The sequence below is a fragment of the Pseudomonas sp. JAI120 genome, assembly GCF_014207255.1.
GTDB lineage: Bacteria > Pseudomonadota > Gammaproteobacteria > Pseudomonadales > Pseudomonadaceae > Aquipseudomonas.
Genome location: NZ_JACHCZ010000001.1, coordinates 1,116,590 through 1,131,822 on the forward strand (window position 1 = coordinate 1,116,590; position 15,233 = coordinate 1,131,822).

At 61.1% G+C, this 15,233-nt stretch carries 12 protein-coding genes; all 12 read left to right on the plus strand.

Features of this window, described 5'->3' with window-relative positions; translation table 11 throughout:
- Positions 1-75 precede the first annotated feature (75 nt).
- Complete coding sequence (gene purB, locus HDC32_RS05155; protein ID WP_032889684.1) at positions 76-1,446, plus strand: adenylosuccinate lyase; 1,371 nt, start codon at positions 76-78, stop codon at positions 1,444-1,446.
- An 84-nt stretch (positions 1,447-1,530) separates the two neighbouring features.
- The gene (locus tag HDC32_RS05160; protein ID WP_184742765.1) at positions 1,531-2,697 is read left to right on the plus strand and encodes a cupin domain-containing protein; all 1,167 of its coding nucleotides are present in this window, start codon (positions 1,531-1,533) and stop codon (positions 2,695-2,697) included.
- Positions 2,690-3,112 (plus strand): GNAT family N-acetyltransferase, encoded by a 423-nt coding sequence (locus HDC32_RS05165; RefSeq protein ID WP_131698064.1) that lies wholly within the window; start codon positions 2,690-2,692, stop codon positions 3,110-3,112. Before HDC32_RS05160 ends, HDC32_RS05165 begins: the two co-directional genes overlap by 8 nt.
- Before the next feature lie 231 nt (positions 3,113-3,343).
- Positions 3,344-4,081: a secretin N-terminal domain-containing protein gene (locus HDC32_RS05170; RefSeq protein WP_184742767.1), complete on the plus strand. Its 738-nt coding sequence runs from the start codon at positions 3,344-3,346 to the stop codon at positions 4,079-4,081.
- A gap of 495 nt (positions 4,082-4,576) precedes the next feature.
- The gene (aceA, locus tag HDC32_RS05175) at positions 4,577-5,902 is read left to right on the plus strand and encodes an isocitrate lyase (protein ID WP_003219577.1); all 1,326 of its coding nucleotides are present in this window, start codon (positions 4,577-4,579) and stop codon (positions 5,900-5,902) included.
- 659 nt (positions 5,903-6,561) lie between these two features.
- Positions 6,562-6,975, plus strand: a complete 414-nt coding sequence (locus HDC32_RS05180) for an NADH-quinone oxidoreductase subunit A (protein ID WP_003219575.1) — start codon at positions 6,562-6,564, stop codon at positions 6,973-6,975.
- Between the two features lie 10 nt (positions 6,976-6,985).
- Complete coding sequence (locus HDC32_RS05185) at positions 6,986-7,660, plus strand: NuoB/complex I 20 kDa subunit family protein (protein ID WP_003174719.1); 675 nt, start codon at positions 6,986-6,988, stop codon at positions 7,658-7,660.
- Between the two features lie 72 nt (positions 7,661-7,732).
- Positions 7,733-9,517 (plus strand): NADH-quinone oxidoreductase subunit C/D, encoded by a 1,785-nt coding sequence (gene nuoC, locus HDC32_RS05190; protein ID WP_090402815.1) that lies wholly within the window; start codon positions 7,733-7,735, stop codon positions 9,515-9,517.
- A gap of 2 nt (positions 9,518-9,519) precedes the next feature.
- Positions 9,520-10,017, plus strand: coding sequence for an NADH-quinone oxidoreductase subunit NuoE (gene nuoE / locus HDC32_RS05195; RefSeq protein WP_127880709.1), 498 nt, complete (start codon positions 9,520-9,522; stop codon positions 10,015-10,017).
- Positions 10,014-11,369, plus strand: a complete 1,356-nt coding sequence (gene nuoF / locus HDC32_RS05200; protein ID WP_027606325.1) for an NADH-quinone oxidoreductase subunit NuoF — start codon at positions 10,014-10,016, stop codon at positions 11,367-11,369. Before nuoE ends, nuoF begins: the two co-directional genes overlap by 4 nt.
- 134 nt (positions 11,370-11,503) lie before the next feature.
- Positions 11,504-14,218: an NADH-quinone oxidoreductase subunit NuoG gene (gene nuoG, locus HDC32_RS05205; protein WP_184742769.1), complete on the plus strand. Its 2,715-nt coding sequence runs from the start codon at positions 11,504-11,506 to the stop codon at positions 14,216-14,218.
- Complete coding sequence (gene nuoH / locus HDC32_RS05210) at positions 14,215-15,222, plus strand: NADH-quinone oxidoreductase subunit NuoH (RefSeq protein WP_057721782.1); 1,008 nt, start codon at positions 14,215-14,217, stop codon at positions 15,220-15,222. The genes nuoG and nuoH overlap by 4 nt, the downstream gene beginning before the upstream one ends.
- The last annotated feature ends 11 nt before the right edge of the window (positions 15,223-15,233 follow it).

Here is a 15,233-nt window from a genome sequence, read left to right on the forward strand (position 1 = left end):
TTGGCAACGGACCGGCGAATTTTTTCATGTATGATACGCGCCCCATTTCGTTGCCCGACTGTCCGAGAACACCCCATGCAGCTCTCTTCGCTCACTGCGGTTTCCCCTGTTGACGGCCGCTACGCCGGCAAAACCCAGGCCCTGCGCCCTATTTTCAGCGAATACGGCCTGATCCGTGCTCGTGTATTGGTTGAAGTGCGCTGGCTCCAGCGCCTGGCCGCTCACCCCGCCATCAGCGAAGTGCCGGCGTTCTCCGCCGAAGCCAACGCTGTGCTCAACACCCTGGCGGAGAACTTCTCCCTGGAGCACGCCGAGCGTGTGAAAGAGATCGAGCGCACCACCAACCACGACGTCAAAGCCATCGAATACCTGCTCAAGGAGCAGGCGGCCAAGCTGCCGGAACTGGCCCAGGTCAGCGAATTCATCCACTTTGCCTGCACCAGCGAGGACATCAACAACCTGTCCCACGCCCTGATGCTGCGCGAAGGCCGTGATGACGTGATGCTGCCGCTGATGCGCCAGACCGCTGAAGCCATCCGTGAGCTGGCCATCCGCTTCGCCGACGTGCCGATGCTGTCGCGTACCCACGGCCAGCCGGCGTCGCCGACCACCCTGGGCAAAGAACTCGCCAACGTGGTGTACCGCCTGGAGCGCCAGATCGCTCAAGTCGCCGCAGTCCCACTGCTGGGCAAGATCAACGGCGCCGTCGGCAACTACAACGCCCACCTGTCGGCCTACCCTGAGATCGACTGGGAAGCCAACGCCCGCGCCTTCATCGAAGACGAGCTGGGCCTGGGCTTCAACCCGTACACCACGCAGATCGAACCGCACGACTACATCGCCGAGCTGTTTGACGCCATTGCGCGCTTCAACACCATCCTGATCGACTTCGATCGCGATATCTGGGGCTACATCTCCCTGGGTTACTTCAAGCAGCGCACCATTGCCGGTGAAATCGGTTCGTCGACCATGCCGCACAAGGTCAACCCGATCGACTTCGAAAACTCCGAAGGCAACCTCGGCATCGCCAACGCCCTGTTCCAGCACCTGGCCAGCAAGTTGCCGATCTCCCGCTGGCAGCGCGACCTGACCGACTCCACCGTACTGCGCAACCTCGGCGTGGGCTTTGCCCACAGCGTGATCGCGTACGAAGCCAGCCTCAAGGGCATAAGCAAACTGGAGCTCAACGCGCAGAAAATCGCCGCTGACCTGGACGCCTGCTGGGAAGTGCTGGCGGAGCCGATCCAGACCGTGATGCGCCGCTATAACATCGAAAACCCTTACGAGAAGCTGAAAGAGTTGACCCGTGGCAAGGGCATCAGCCCTGAAGCACTGCAAACTTTCATCGACGGCCTGGACATGCCAGCCGCGGCCAAGGCCGAGCTCAAGCTGCTCACCCCGGCCAACTACATCGGCAACGCTGTAGAGCAAGCCAAGCGCATCTGATTCGCGCTAGCCCCCTTGAGACGCCCGGCCGCGCCGGGCGTTTTTATTCCAGTCTGAAAAGTGCTTTTTTTCAATAGGTTACACATGAATTCTGACATCCCTCTTCAACTTCTGGGCGGCATCACGGCACGGGAATTCCTGCGCGACTACTGGCAGAAAAAACCGCTGCTGATTCGCCAGGCGATCCCTGACTTCGAAAGCCCGATCGACGCCGACGAACTCGCCGGCCTGGCCCTGGAAGAAGAAGTCGAATCGCGCCTGGTGATCGAACACGGCGAACGCCCGTGGGAACTGCGCCGCGGCCCGTTCGCCGAAGACGCCTTCAGCACCTTGCCTGAGCGCGAGTGGACCCTGCTGGTACAGGCGGTCGACCAGTTCGTCCCAGAAGTGGCCGAGCTGCTGGAGCAGTTCCGCTTCCTGCCAAGCTGGCGCATCGATGACGTGATGATCAGCTTTGCCGCACCCGGCGGCAGCGTAGGCCCGCACTTCGACAACTACGACGTATTCCTGCTGCAAGCCCAGGGCAAGCGCAACTGGAAGATCGGCCAGATGTGCAGCTCCGAAAGCCCGCTGCTGCCACACGCCGACCTGCGCATCCTCGCCGAATTCGAAGAAAGCGCCGAATGGGTGCTGGAACCGGGCGACATGCTCTACCTGCCGCCGCGCCTGGCGCATTTCGGCATCGCCGAAGATGACTGCATGACGTACTCGGTGGGCTTTCGCGCACCAAGCGCCGCTGAAGTACTGACCCACTTCACCGACTTCCTCGCCCAGTACCTGACCGACGAAGAGCGCTACACCGACGCCGACGCGCAGCCGGTCAGCGACCCGCACCAGATCCAAAGCGACGCCCTCGACCGCCTCAAGAGCCTGCTGGCCGAGCACATGAGCGACGAGCGCATGCTGCTGACCTGGTTCGGCCAATTCATGACCGAACCGCGCTACCCGGAAATGGTGGCGGGCGAAGAACTGGGCGAAGACGACTTCATCAGCAGCCTGCAAGACGGCGCGATCCTGGTGCGCAATCCAAGCGCGCGCATGGCCTGGTCGGAAGTCGACGATGACGTATTGCTGTTCGCCAGCGGCCAGAGCCGCTACCTGCCAGGCAAACTGCGCGAGCTGCTGAAACTGGTCTGCGCCGCCGATGCACTGCACGCCGAAAACCTCGGCGAATGGCTGTTGGACGAAGACGCCCGCGACCTGCTGTGCGAGCTGGTCAAGCAAGGAAGCCTGGGGTTTGCTGATGAATAAGATTCACGTAAGTGTCGCGGACTGGCATAAGGATATCGCCGAGATTCGGCGCATTCGTGAAGCGGTATTTATCGCTGAACAATCGGTCCCACCTGAACTGGAGTGGGACGCGGACGACGCAGACGCGGTGCATTTCCTTGCATTCGAAGGCGACTTTCCGATTGGCACCGCGCGCCTGCTACCCAGCGGCGAGATCGGCCGTGTGTCGGTGCTCAAGGACTGGCGCGGACTGAAGGTCGGCGACAAGCTGATGGAAGCGGTGATTGGCGTGGCCGAGCAACGTGGCCAGACCAAGCAGTTCCTGAGTGCGCAGGTGTATGCGGCGCCGTTCTATGAGCGACTGGGCTTCAAGATCGTCAGCGAGGAATTCCTGGAAGTCGGGATTCCCCATGTCGATATGGTGCGCGGGGGCTGATTCGAGACCGCGTCGCTGCCATCGGGGGCAAGCCCCCTCCCACACTTGACCGCATCCCCAAGGATGTACTCGGTCAAAATGTGGGAGGGGGCTTGCCCCCGATGGCTATTTCAGCAACACCAACAATGCCCTGCCATGCCAGGGCATTTTGCCGTCTACGATTCAAATTGCGACCTCCCAGGCCGACAAACTGGCACTATCAAGCCTAAATGACTCGCAGAGATAACGGACATGTCCCTACGCACCCTGCTCACCGCCCTCCTCCTGACTGCCAGTTGCTCGGCCATGGCCGACACCGAAGTCGTCAACCTGAGCAACCGCACCAGCACCGACCTGCTCCCCGTGGCGCAGAATTTCATCGGCAAGGACGGCACCGTCAGCGCCTACGGCAACCAGCTAATTGTCAACGCCGCCCCCGGCAAGATCCAGGACCTGCGCGCGCTGCTCGCCCAACTGGACACACCGGCCAAGCGCCTGCTGATCACCGTGGACACCAACGAAAATAACCAGCAGAACAGCGGCGACAGCCAGACCCGCATCATCAGCTACGGCACCGCCAGCCGCGACGGCGGCATCCAGCAGATCCAGGCCAGCGAAGGCGTGCCTGCGCTGATCCAGTTCGGCCAGAGCGTGCCACTGACCACGACCCAGCCCGACGCCTACGGTCGCCCGCAGAACCAGACCCAGTACCGCAACGTCACCCAGGGCTTCTACGTCACCGCCAGCGTCACCGGCGAGACCGTACATTTGGCGATCAGTACCAACCGTGACCGCATGAGCCAGGAACGTCCCGATGTAGTGAATGTGCAAAGTACCGACACAAGCGTCAGCGGGCGCCTTGGCGAATGGATCCCCCTGGCCGGCATCAACCGCGAGACCCAGGCCGATAAATCCTCTACAACCCGCAGCTACTCTACCCAGGGCCGTGATGACCTGACGTTGCGGGTTAAGGTCGACACCCTGAACTGAAGCACCAAAAACTGACTGATGAGTCGTATTAGACTAAAGATGTAGTGCCACAAAAAAAGCACTACAAAACATTTGACGATCCAAAAAAGCATGGGCATGATGGCCTCGCTCCCGCTAATCAGGGGCCCTGGCAAGGGCCTTCGGATCGACGCTCCAAGCTACCCACCCGAGCCGATTCGTGTCTGTACCGCCCACAAGGCGTGTTTGACGAGGTTGCGACTGGAACGAAGTTGTCCCGAGGGACGGAAGCTAACCAGGTAACCCGGCTACACACTGATGGATCGTACAAAGGCCCACGACGCCCGAAGACCGTTCGCAGTTCGCCCTTACCTGCTCAACTCCCCCCCTTGAGCCGTCGTTCATCCCGTCGCCTACCCCGTCGAACTCAACTTGAACACCTGAGCTTCTGGTCAGCGAGCAGCCATAACCACGCATTCACTACGTGGCTGGCAAATGGAATTTTCCACCTAGACCTATGCGACGAGGTTTTCCCCCATGGCACTGACACGCGAACAGCAAATTGCAGCCCTCGAGAAAGACTGGGCTGAAAACCCACGCTGGAAAGGCGTAACCCGCGCTTATTCCGCTGCTGACGTCGTCCGCCTGCGTGGCTCGGTTCAACCTGAGCACACCTTTGCAAAACTCGGCGCCGAGAAGCTGTGGAAGCTGGTCACCCAAGGTGCCAAGCCGTCCTTCCGCCCCGAGAAAGATTTCGTCAACTGCATGGGCGCCCTCACTGGCGGCCAGGCAGTCCAACAGGTGAAAGCCGGTATCCAGGCGATCTACCTGTCCGGCTGGCAAGTGGCAGCGGACAACAATTCCGCTGAATCCATGTACCCCGACCAATCGCTGTACCCGGTGGACTCCGTGCCGACCGTGGTCAAGCGCATCAACAACTCGTTCCGTCGTGCCGACCAGATCCAGTGGAAAGCCGGTAAAGGCCCGGGCGACGAAGGCTACATCGACTACTTCGCGCCAATCGTGGCCGACGCCGAAGCCGGTTTCGGTGGCGTACTGAACGCCTACGAGCTGATGAAAAGCATGATTGAAGCTGGCGCTGCCGGCGTGCACTTCGAAGACCAACTGGCTTCGGTGAAGAAATGCGGCCACATGGGCGGCAAGGTACTGGTACCGACCCAGGAAGCCGTGCAGAAACTGACCGCTGCCCGCCTGGCGGCTGACGTTGCCGGCACGCCGACCATCATCCTGGCCCGTACCGACGCCAACGCTGCGGACCTGCTGACTTCGGACTGCGACCCGTACGACCAACCGTTCGTGACGGGCGAACGCACCCAGGAAGGTTTCTACAAAGTGCGCGCCGGTCTCGACCAGGCCATCGCCCGCGGCCTGGCCTACGCGCCGTACGCCGACCTGATCTGGTGCGAAACCGCCAAGCCGGACCTGGACGAAGCGCGTCGCTTTGCTGAAGCGATCAAGAAGGAATACCCGGACCAACTGCTGTCCTACAACTGCTCGCCTTCCTTCAACTGGAAGAAAAACCTGGACGACGCAACCATTGCCAAGTTCCAGCGCGAACTGTCCGCCATGGGCTACAAGCACCAGTTCATCACCCTGGCCGGCATTCACAACATGTGGCACAGCATGTTCAACCTGGCGCACGACTACGCCCGCAACGACATGACCGCCTACGTGAAGCTGCAGGAGCAGGAATTCGCTGACGCCGCCAAGGGCTACACCTTCGTGGCCCACCAGCAGGAAGTGGGCACCGGCTACTTCGACGACATGACCACCGTGATCCAGGGCGGCACCTCGTCCGTGACCGCGCTGACCGGCTCGACCGAAGAAGAGCAGTTCCACTGATCGATGTGAGTACACGGCCACTGCGGACCCGTTAAAGAGCTAACCGCAGTGCCGCACGACAATCACGCCCCGACTGGTTCGGGGCGTTTTTTTGCCGGTACGCATCTCACTGATTCAATAAGGGCAAAAGGGCAAAATGTGGGAAGGGTCTTGCCCCGGTACAGACCGGAGACATCCTTTACGTTTGAAACCGGAGACATCCTTTACAAGCCTCCTCCCACAAGGGAACGCATGCAACCTGAAGATTTTGTCCAAAACCTTGATCCAGAGCGCTATTCGTTGCAGATAAATCGGTTAAAAGATCCGCTCCAACAACTAGCGCTAATCAGGCAAGTAACGGCAACTTACTCCGCTGCATGAGAAACAATCGCTTAAACCCCACGCAAACAATATTCATTATCATTTGGCGCATAAAAACTTCGTTACTGGTTAAACAAAACACATTTGATAAAATGCCCGCTAATGCCCGCCCCGCAAGGGCTACAGCCCCAAGAAGGTGCACTATGTGCTTATTCCATCGAATAATTTCGCCCTAGGAATTTTACTTGCCCGGTGTTTAGCCATAAAATCACCGCGATTGATTGCAGTGCGACATATCGTCACTGCATCGTTACTTTTTCGAGCTCAGAGACCTTTGCTCTCTGTTAAGGATTTCCAGCATGACCGAAGCGACAGGACTCATGGCCCACAACTGGGGCTTTGCCATTTTCCTCCTCGGTGTTGTCGGCCTTTGCGCCTTCATGCTCGGTGTTTCCAGCCTCCTCGGGTCAAAAGCCTGGGGCCGCAGCAAGAATGAACCGTTTGAATCCGGCATGCTGCCTACAGGTGGCGCCCGCTTGCGGCTCTCAGCCAAATTCTATCTGGTCGCGATGCTCTTCGTGATCTTCGATATCGAAGCCCTCTTTCTCTTTGCCTGGTCTGTGTCCGTCCGCGAAAGCGGCTGGACCGGATTCGTCGAAGCTCTCGTTTTCATAGCAATTCTGTTGGCAGGCCTTGTCTACCTATTTCGAGTGGGCGCCCTTGATTGGGCTCCGGAAGCTCGTCGTAAGCGGCAAGCGAAGCTGAAACAATGAGGCTTTGGCGATGCAATACAATCTCACCAGGATCGACCCGGATGCTCCTAACGAGCAGTACCCCATCGGCGAACGGGAAACCGTTTCCGATCCGTTAGAAGACCAAGTCCACAAAAACATCTACATGGGCAAGCTGGAAGACGTGCTGAGTGGCGCGGTCAACTGGGGACGTAAGAACTCCCTGTGGCCGTACAACTTCGGTCTTTCGTGCTGCTACGTGGAAATGACCACCGCCTTCACGGCGCCCCACGACATCGCACGCTTTGGCGCCGAAGTTATCCGGGCATCGCCGCGCCAGGCGGATTTCATGGTTATCGCCGGTACCTGCTTTATCAAGATGGCGCCGATCATTCAGCGTCTCTACGAGCAAATGCTCGAGCCAAAGTGGGTTATCTCCATGGGTTCGTGCGCCAACTCCGGTGGCATGTACGACATCTACTCCGTGGTTCAAGGGGTGGACAAGTTCCTGCCCGTGGACGTCTACGTGCCTGGCTGCCCGCCCCGCCCCGAAGCATTCCTGCAAGGCTTGATGCTGTTGCAGGAATCGATTGGCAAGGAGCGTCGCCCGCTTTCCTGGGTCGTCGGCGATCAAGGCGTGTACCGCGCCGAGATGCCGTCGCAAAAGGAACAGCGCCGCGAACAGCGAATCGCAGTCACCAACCTGCGCAGCCCCGACGAAGTCTGATCCAGCACCGCTTCTTTTATAGAACGAAAACCTGGCTTCATTCTTTACGTTGACCGAAAGCGATAAAAAACCATGACTACAGGCAGTGCTCTGTACATCCCGCCTTATAAGGCAGACGACCAGGATGTGGTCGTCGAACTCAATAACCGTTTTGGCCCTGACGCCTTCACCGCCCAGGCCACACGCACCGGTATGCCGGTGCTGTGGGTGGCGCGCGCCAAGCTCGTCGAAGTCCTGACCTTCCTGCGCAACCTGCCCAAGCCGTACGTCATGCTCTATGACCTGCATGGCGTGGACGAGCGCCTGCGCACCAAGCGCCAAGGCCTGCCGAGCGGCGCCGATTTCACCGTGTTCTATCACCTGATGTCGCTGGAACGTAACAGCGACGTGATGATCAAGGTCGCACTGTCCGAGAGCGACCTGAGCATCCCGACCGTGACCGGTATCTGGCCCAACGCCAGCTGGTACGAGCGCGAAGTCTGGGACATGTTCGGTATCGACTTCCCGGGCCACCCGCACCTGACGCGCATCATGATGCCGCCAACGTGGGAAGGTCACCCGCTGCGCAAGGACTTCCCTGCCCGCGCCACCGAATTCGACCCGTTCAGCCTCAACCTCGCCAAGCAGCAACTTGAAGAAGAGGCCGCGCGCTTCCGTCCGGAAGACTGGGGCATGAAGCGTTCCGGCACCAACGAGGACTACATGTTCCTCAACCTGGGCCCGAACCACCCTTCGGCTCACGGTGCCTTCCGCATCATCCTTCAGCTGGACGGCGAAGAAATCGTCGACTGCGTACCGGACATCGGCTACCACCACCGTGGTGCCGAGAAGATGGCCGAGCGCCAGTCGTGGCACAGCTTCATCCCGTACACCGACCGTATCGACTACCTCGGCGGCGTGATGAACAACCTGCCGTACGTGCTATCGGTCGAGAAGCTGGCCGGCATCAAGGTCCCGGACCGCGTCGACACCATACGCATCATGATGGCCGAGTTCTTCCGGATCACCAGCCACCTGCTGTTCCTGGGTACCTATATCCAGGACGTCGGCGCCATGACCCCGGTGTTCTTCACCTTCACCGACCGTCAGCGCGCCTACAAGGTCATCGAAGCCATCACCGGTTTCCGCCTGCACCCGGCCTGGTACCGCATCGGCGGTGTCGCCCACGACCTGCCGAATGGCTGGGAACGCCTGGTCAAGGAATTCATCGACTGGATGCCCAAGCGCCTGGACGAGTACCAGAAAGCCGCCCTGGACAACAGCATCCTCAAGGGTCGGACCATCGGCGTTGCCGCCTACAACACCAAAGAGGCCCTGGAATGGGGCGTCACCGGTGCCGGCCTGCGTTCGACCGGTTGCGACTTCGACCTGCGTAAAGCGCGCCCCTATTCCGGCTACGAGAACTTCGAGTTCGAAGTCCCGCTGGCGGCCAATGGCGACGCCTACGACCGTTGCATCGTGCGCGTCGAAGAAATGCGCCAGAGCCTGAAGATCATCGAGCAGTGCATGCGCAACATGCCGGCCGGCCCGTACAAGGCGGATCACCCGCTGACGACGCCGCCGCCGAAAGAGCGCACGCTGCAGCACATCGAAACCCTGATCACGCACTTCCTGCAGGTTTCGTGGGGTCCGGTAATGCCGGCCAACGAATCCTTCCAGATGATCGAAGCGACCAAGGGTATCAACAGTTATTACCTGACGAGCGATGGCGGCACCATGAGCTACCGCACCCGGATTCGTACCCCAAGCTTCGCCCACTTGCAGCAGATCCCTTCGGTGATCAAAGGCGAGATGGTCGCGGACTTGATTGCGTACCTGGGTAGTATCGATTTCGTTATGGCCGACGTGGACCGCTAAGCATGAACAGCACGCTTATCCAGACAGACCGTTTCACCCTGAGTGAAACCGAGCGCTCGGCCATCGAGCACGAGCTGCATCACTACGAAGACCCGCGCGCGGCGTCGATCGAAGCCTTGAAGATCGTCCAGAAGGAACGTGGCTGGGTGCCGGACGGCGCCCTCTACGCCATCGGCGAGATCCTCGGCATCCCCGCCAGCGACGTTGAAGGCGTGGCGACGTTCTACAGCCAGATCTTCCGCCAGCCGGTCGGCCGTCACATCATTCGCGTGTGCGACAGCATGGTCTGCTACATCGGTGGCCACGAATCAGTGGTCAGCGAGATCCAGAACACGCTGGGCATCGGCCTCGGCCAAACCACCCCGGACGGCCGCTTCACGCTGCTGCCGGTGTGCTGCCTGGGCAACTGCGACAAGGCGCCGGCGTTGATGATCGACGACGACACATTCGGTGACGTGCAGCCTGCTGGCGTGACCCAATTGCTCGAGGGCTACCCATGACCCTGACTTCCTTCGGCCCGGCCAACCTGATCAAGCGTTCGGCCGAAACCCACCCGCTGACCTGGCGCCTGCGTGACGACGGCGAGCCGGTATGGCTCGACGAGTACCAGGCCAAGAACGGTTACGCCGCTGCGCGCAAGGCCTTCGCCGACATGGCCCAGGACGACATCGTCCAGACCGTGAAGGACGCCGGCCTCAAGGGTCGCGGCGGTGCAGGCTTCCCCACGGGCGTGAAGTGGGGCCTGATGCCCAAAGACGAGTCCATCAACATCCGCTACCTGCTGTGCAACGCGGATGAAATGGAACCCAACACCTGGAAAGACCGCATGCTGATGGAGCAACTGCCCCATCTGCTGATCGAAGGCATGCTGATCAGCGCCCGCGCGCTGAAAACCTACCGTGGCTACATCTTCCTGCGCGGCGAATACACCACCGCCGCCAAGCACCTCAACCGTGCCGTGGCAGAAGCCAAGGCCGCAGGCCTGTTGGGCAAGAACATCCTCGGTTCGGGTTTTGACTTCGAACTGTTCGTGCACACCGGCGCCGGGCGTTACATCTGCGGTGAAGAAACCGCACTGATCAACTCCCTCGAAGGCCGCCGCGCCAACCCGCGTTCCAAGCCGCCCTTCCCTGCCGCCGTGGGCGTGTGGGGCAAGCCGACCTGCGTGAACAACGTCGAGACCCTGTGCAACGTGCCGGCGATCATCGCCGACGGCGTGGACTGGTACAAATCGTTGGCCCGCGAAGGCAGCGAAGACATGGGCACCAAGCTCATGGGCTTCTCCGGTAAGGTCAAGAACCCTGGCCTGTGGGAACTGCCATTCGGCGTGACCGCACGCGAGCTGTTCGAGGACTACGCCGGCGGCATGCGCGACGGCTACACCCTCAAGGCCTGGCAGCCAGGCGGCGCCGGCACCGGCTTCCTGCTCCCCGAGCATCTTGACGCACAGATGTATGCCGGCGGCATCGGCAAGGTGGGCACCCGGATGGGTACCGGCCTGGCGATGGCGGTGGACAACACCGTGAACATGGTCTCGCTGCTGCGCAACATGGAGCAGTTCTTTGCCCGTGAATCCTGCGGCTTCTGCACCCCATGCCGCGACGGCCTGCCGTGGAGCGTCAAGCTGCTGATGGCCCTGGAAAATGGCGAAGGCCGCGAGGGTGACATCGAGACCCTGCTGGGGCTGGTCGGTTTCCTCGGCCCAGGCAAGACCTTCTGTGCTCACGCACCGGGCGCCGTGGAGCCATTGGGCAGCGCAATCAAATACTTCCGCTCGGAGTTCGAAGCCGGCATCGCGCCTACCAGCGCCGCCGTCCCGCCTCTGGCAAGGCCGATCGTAGTCGGCGCGTAACGCTTAAAAAGCGAAGGGTCCGTGCCCTTCGCTTTCTCATGTGCTGACGCCGTCAAGGCTGTGTAGATGCACATGAACAACAAGATTCCATTAGCCACGCCCGCTGACAACGGGCCAACGAAGAACTTTGAACCATGGCCACTATCCACGTAGACGGCAAAGCGCTCGAAGTCGATGGGGCGGACAACCTGTTACAGGCGTGTCTGTCACTAGGCCTCGACATCCCTTATTTCTGCTGGCACCCCGCGCTTGGTAGCGTCGGTGCCTGTCGCCAGTGTGCGGTCAAGCAGTACACCGACGAAAACGACACCCGTGGTCGTATCGTCATGTCCTGCATGACCCCAGCCACCGACAACACCTGGATCTCCATCGACGATAATGAATCCAAGGCGTTCCGCGCCAGCGTTGTCGAATGGCTGATGACCAACCACCCCCACGACTGCCCGGTCTGTGAGGAAGGCGGTCACTGCCACCTGCAAGACATGACGGTGATGACCGGCCACAACGAGCGCCGTTATCGCTTCACCAAGCGTACCCACCAGAACCAGCAACTGGGCCCGTTCATTTCCCACGAGATGAACCGCTGCATCGCCTGCTACCGCTGCGTACGCTTCTATAAAGACTACGCCGGCGGCACCGACCTCGGCGTATTCGGCGCCCACGACAACGTGTACTTCGGTCGCGTTGAAGACGGCGTGCTCGAAAGCGAGTTCTCCGGCAACCTCACCGAGGTCTGCCCGACCGGTGTGTTCACCGACAAGACTCACTCCGAGCGCTACAACCGTAAGTGGGACATGCAGTTCTCGCCAAGCATCTGCCATGGCTGCTCGAGCGGTTGCAACATCTCCCCCGGCGAGCGCTACGGCGAACTGCGTCGCATCGAAAACCGCTTCAACGGTTCGGTCAACCAGTACTTCCTGTGCGACCGTGGCCGTTTCGGCTATGGCTACGTCAACCGCGAAGACCGCCCACGCCAGCCACTGCTGGCCGATGGCGCCAAGCTGAGCCTGGACGCGGCGCTGGATAAAGCCGCCGACCTGCTGCGCGGCCGCAACATCGTCGGTATCGGTTCGCCCCGCGCCAGCCTCGAAAGCAACTACGCGTTGCGCGAGCTGGTGGGTGCCGAGCACTTCTACTCCGGTATCGAAGCCAGTGAGCTGGAGCGCATTCGCCTGGTCCTGCAGGTGCTGAACGACAGCCCGCTGCCGGTGCCGAACATGCGCGACATCGAAGACCACGATGCCATCTTCGTGCTCGGTGAAGACCTGACCCAGACCGCCGCGCGTATCGCGCTGTCCCTGCGTCAATCGGTCAAAGGCAAGGCTGAAGACATGGCCGACGCCATGCGCGTACAGCCTTGGCTCGACGCTGCGGTGAAAAACATCGGCCAGCACGCGCTGAACCCGCTGTTTATCGCAAGCCTCGCTGAAACCAAGCTCGACGACATCGCCGAAGAATGCGTCCACGCTGCACCGGACGACCTGGCGCGCCTCGGTTTCGCCGTGGCCCACGCCCTCGACGCCAGCGCACCAGCGGTTGAAGGACTGGACACTGAAGCCGTCGAATTGGCCCAACGCATCGCCGACGCCCTGCTGGCAGCCAAGCGTCCATTGATCATTGCCGGTACCTCGTTGGGTTCCAAGGCATTGATCGAAGCCGCCGCCAACATCGCCAAGGCCTTGAAGCTGCGCGACAAGAACGGCTCCATCAGCCTGGTGGTGCCGGAAGCCAACAGCCTCGGCCTGGCCATGCTCGGTGGCGAGTCCCTGGACGCGGCCCTGCAAACCGTGATCGAGGGCACTGCCGATGCGATCGTGGTGCTGGAAAACGACCTGTACACCCGCACCGATGCCGCCAAGGTTGACGCTGCGCTGAACGCCGCCAAGGTCCTGATTGTCGCCGACCACCAGAAGACCGCCACCAGCGACCGTGCCGACCTGGTGCTGCCAGCCGCCACCTTCGCCGAAGGCGACGGTACCCTGGTCAGCCAGGAAGGCCGCGCCCAGCGCTTCTTCCAGGTGTTCGATCCGAAGTACATGGACGCCAGCATCCTGGTTCACGAAGGCTGGCGCTGGCTGCATGCCCTGCGCGCGACCCTGCTGAACCAGCCGATCGACTGGACCCAGCTCGACCACGTCACCGCCGCAGCCGCCGCGAGCGCGCCGCAGTTGGCGCGTATCGTCGACGCCGCACCGTCCGCCGCGTTCCGCATCAAGGGCATGAAGCTCGCCCGTGAGCCGCTGCGTTACTCCGGTCGTACCGCCATGCGCGCCGACATCAGCGTGCACGAACCGCGTACCCCGCAAGACAACGACACCGCGTTCGCCTTCTCCATGGAAGGTTACTCGGGTTCGGTCGAGCCACGTCAGCAGGTGCCGTTTGCCTGGTCGCCGGGCTGGAACTCGCCGCAGGCCTGGAACAAGTTCCAGGACGAAGTCGGTGGGCATATCCGCGCCGGCGACCCGGGCACCCGCCTGATCGAACCCCAGGGCGACGCGCTGAACTGGTTCGCTGCGGTCCCGCGCCCATTCAACCCGGCCCAGGGCACCTGGCAGGTTGTGCCGCTCTTCCACCTGTTCGGCAGCGAAGAGACCTCTTCCAAGGCCGCGCCGGTACAAGAGCGCATTCCCGAAGCCTACGTGTCCTTGGCCAAGTCCGAAGCCGACCGCCTGGGCGTCAACGACGGTGCCCTGCTCAGCGTGACCGTGGCCGGCCAGACCCTGCGTCTGCCGCTGCGCATCAACGAAGCGTTGGGTGCCGGCCTGGTTGCACTGCCTAAAGGCCTCGCCGGTATCCCGCCTGCGATCTTTGGCAAAACCGTTGACGGTCTGCAGGAGGCAGCGCAATGACCTGGTTCACCCCTGAAGTGATCGACGTGATCATCTCGGTCGTCAAGGCCATCGTGATCCTGTTGGCCGTGGTCGTCGCAGGCGCCCTGCTCAGCTTCGTCGAACGTCGCCTGCTGGGCTGGTGGCAGGACCGTTACGGTCCGAACCGCGTTGGCCCGTTCGGTATGTTCCAGATCGCTGCCGACATGCTGAAGATGTTCTTCAAGGAAGACTGGACCCCGCCGTTTGCCGACAAGGTGATCTTCACCCTGGCACCGGTCGTGGCCATGAGCGCCTTGCTGATCGCGTTCGCAGTCATCCCGATTACCCCGACCTGGGGCGTGGCGGACCTGAACATCGGCCTGCTGTTCTTCTTCGCCATGGCTGGCCTGTCGGTCTACGCGGTGCTGTTCGCCGGCTGGTCGAGCAACAACAAGTTCGCCCTGCTGGGCAGCTTGCGGGCCTCGGCCCAGACCGTGTCCTACGAAGTGTTCATGGGCCTCGCGCTGATGGGCATCGTGGTGCAGGTCGGCTCGTTCAACATGCGCGACATCGTCGAGTACCAGGCGCAGAACCTGTGGTTCATCATTCCGCAGTTCTTCGGCTTCTGTACCTTCTTCATCGCCGGCGTCGCCGTGACTCACCGTCACCCGTTCGACCAGCCGGAAGCGGAACAGGAACTGGCCGACGGTTACCACATTGAATACGCCGGTATGAAATGGGGCATGTTCTTCGTCGGTGAGTACATCGGCATCATCTTGATCTCGGCCCTGCTGGTCACGCTGTTCTTCGGCGGCTGGCACGGTCCATTCGGCATCCTGCCGCAGCTGGCGTTCTTCTGGTTCTTCCTGAAGACCGCGTTCTTCATCATGCTGTTTATCCTGCTGCGCGCTTCCATTCCGCGTCCACGGTATGACCAGGTGATGGATTTCAGCTGGCGTTTCTGCCTGCCGCTGACCCTGATCAATTTGCTGGTGACTGCTGCCGTTGTGTTGTTGAACACGCCAGCGGGCGCGGTTCAGTGAGGATTTGACCC

Bases quoted from the DNA above. Each gene is read 5' to 3' on its own strand.
- purB (WP_032889684.1), top strand. From the start codon at position 76: ATGCAGCTCTCTTCGCTCACTGCGGTTTCCCCTGTTGACGGCCGCTAC.
- HDC32_RS05160 (WP_184742765.1), top strand. From the start codon at position 1,531: ATGAATTCTGACATCCCTCTTCAACTTCTGGGCGGCATCACGGCACGG.
- HDC32_RS05165 (WP_131698064.1), top strand. From the start codon at position 2,690: ATGAATAAGATTCACGTAAGTGTCGCGGACTGGCATAAGGATATCGCC.
- HDC32_RS05170 (WP_184742767.1), top strand. From the start codon at position 3,344: ATGTCCCTACGCACCCTGCTCACCGCCCTCCTCCTGACTGCCAGTTGC.
- aceA (WP_003219577.1), top strand. From the start codon at position 4,577: ATGGCACTGACACGCGAACAGCAAATTGCAGCCCTCGAGAAAGACTGG.
- HDC32_RS05180 (WP_003219575.1), top strand. From the start codon at position 6,562: ATGACCGAAGCGACAGGACTCATGGCCCACAACTGGGGCTTTGCCATT.
- HDC32_RS05185 (WP_003174719.1), top strand. From the start codon at position 6,986: ATGCAATACAATCTCACCAGGATCGACCCGGATGCTCCTAACGAGCAG.
- nuoC (WP_090402815.1), top strand. From the start codon at position 7,733: ATGACTACAGGCAGTGCTCTGTACATCCCGCCTTATAAGGCAGACGAC.
- nuoE (WP_127880709.1), top strand. From the start codon at position 9,520: ATGAACAGCACGCTTATCCAGACAGACCGTTTCACCCTGAGTGAAACC.
- nuoF (WP_027606325.1), top strand. From the start codon at position 10,014: ATGACCCTGACTTCCTTCGGCCCGGCCAACCTGATCAAGCGTTCGGCC.
- nuoG (WP_184742769.1), top strand. From the start codon at position 11,504: ATGGCCACTATCCACGTAGACGGCAAAGCGCTCGAAGTCGATGGGGCG.
- nuoH (WP_057721782.1), top strand. From the start codon at position 14,215: ATGACCTGGTTCACCCCTGAAGTGATCGACGTGATCATCTCGGTCGTC.